At 41.5% G+C, this 1,300-nt stretch carries 4 protein-coding genes; all 4 read right to left on the reverse strand.

Annotated elements, in window-relative coordinates:
• Positions 1–184 (reverse strand): hemerythrin domain-containing protein (locus tag R7E00_RS23755; protein WP_318124696.1); only part of this gene is annotated, 184 nt, incomplete at its 3' end.
• 91 nt (positions 185–275) lie between these two features.
• Positions 276–473 carry a hypothetical protein gene (locus R7E00_RS23760; protein WP_005466987.1) on the reverse strand — a complete coding sequence of 66 codons (198 nt, stop codon included), beginning with the start codon at positions 471–473 and terminating at the stop codon, positions 276–278.
• Between the two features lie 8 nt (positions 474–481).
• Positions 482–658: a DUF1328 family protein gene (locus R7E00_RS23765; protein ID WP_005478615.1), complete on the reverse strand. Its 177-nt coding sequence runs from the start codon at positions 656–658 to the stop codon at positions 482–484.
• A 45-nt stretch (positions 659–703) separates the two neighbouring features.
• Positions 704–1,255, reverse strand: a complete 552-nt coding sequence (locus R7E00_RS23770; protein ID WP_005496656.1) for a BON domain-containing protein — start codon at positions 1,253–1,255, stop codon at positions 704–706.
• Positions 1,256–1,300: the final 45 nt, after the last annotated feature.

Raw genomic sequence — 1,300 nt, forward strand, 5'->3', positions numbered from 1 at the left:
CGCTCTCAATCAGCGGTGCATAAAAGTAACGCTCTTCAGCGGCGGCATGTTGCTCAAGCTCGTGCTTTAGGTCGCGATAAAACTCTCGACGAGTTGGGGAATCTCCGGATGTTTCCATCAGTGCATCCAGCAAAAGGCGCTGTTTTTCATGACTTTCTTTTAGCACATCGAATATGTTCTTCATCTCTGACTCCTTATCGGATTAAGAATAGTTGGTAAAACAAAGGGCGGTTATCACGCCGCCCTTTTTTGCTGTTGGTGGATGAGGTGAACGCTTAACAATCTTTGTCTTCCGCGTTCAGATTCTCTTTAAGGTTTTCACAACCATCTTCAATGGCGTTTTGCGCTTCTTCCGCAGTCTCATCCAATTTTTTGCCCGCTTTTTCCATTGGCCCTTCATCACTACACGCCGCTAAAGCAAACACCAAACCAAATACTGCGGCGATACGATAAATAAATGACGTAACTCGCATGCTAACTCCTATCTATTTACGTTTTTCTTTCCAAGTATCACAAATACTATTGATACAATTAATGACAACAGGAACAGATAAAATATCACTTGCGCGACAGCTGCGGCGGCACCGGCAATACCACTAAATCCGAGCACCGCTGAAACGAGAGCCAAAGCAAGGAAAATAAACATCCAACGAACCATTGTGTTGTCTCCTTATTTTTTAAAGTGAAAGCTCAATATTAGTTATTACTGAACAACTTCAAGCTTATCGACAACCTTATTTACATCGTTGGTATTATTTGCAATCGATAATGCCAGATCGTGCTCGGCATCTGAGTTCACTTTACCGGTTAAGGTTACGGTTTTATTTTCTGTGGTGACATCAATGTCTGTACCACTAACGCTGGTATCCATCAGTAAACGAGTTTTCACAATAGTAGTAATTTTTGAATCCGTTAATGCAGCAAATGCATCAGAATCGGCATCTTGTTTATTTTCACTCACTACCGTTAGCTCGTTATTTACTTTTTTCACACCATCAAGGCCTGAAACCAACTCTTCTGCCAGCGACTTTTCCAAATCGTTATTGACCGAACCTGTCAGCGTAACCACCTGATTTTCAACATCAGTGTTGATATCAAAAGAGTTCAGGTTGCTATTAAGCAGTAAGGTGGTTTCTGCTTTACCATCTAGCCAAGCGTCCATGGATTCTTTTTCCCACTTATCACTGGCTAATACTGCGGTAGATGACGTTGCAAGAACTGAAGTAAGTACAATTTTAGCTGCGATGTTATTCATGGTAATTCTCCTATATTGACGTTGCAGTTCTAATAGAGCAAAGCA

Source organism: Vibrio sp. Vb1755 (genome assembly GCF_033338635.1).
GTDB lineage: Bacteria > Pseudomonadota > Gammaproteobacteria > Enterobacterales > Vibrionaceae > Vibrio > Vibrio alginolyticus.

Coding starts and splice junctions, on each gene's coding strand:
- R7E00_RS23760 (WP_005466987.1), bottom strand. CDS start 473: ATGCGAGTTACGTCATTTATTTATCGTATCGCCGCAGTATTTGGTTTG.
- R7E00_RS23765 (WP_005478615.1), bottom strand. CDS start 658: ATGGTTCGTTGGATGTTTATTTTCCTTGCTTTGGCTCTCGTTTCAGCG.
- R7E00_RS23770 (WP_005496656.1), bottom strand. CDS start 1,255: ATGAATAACATCGCAGCTAAAATTGTACTTACTTCAGTTCTTGCAACG.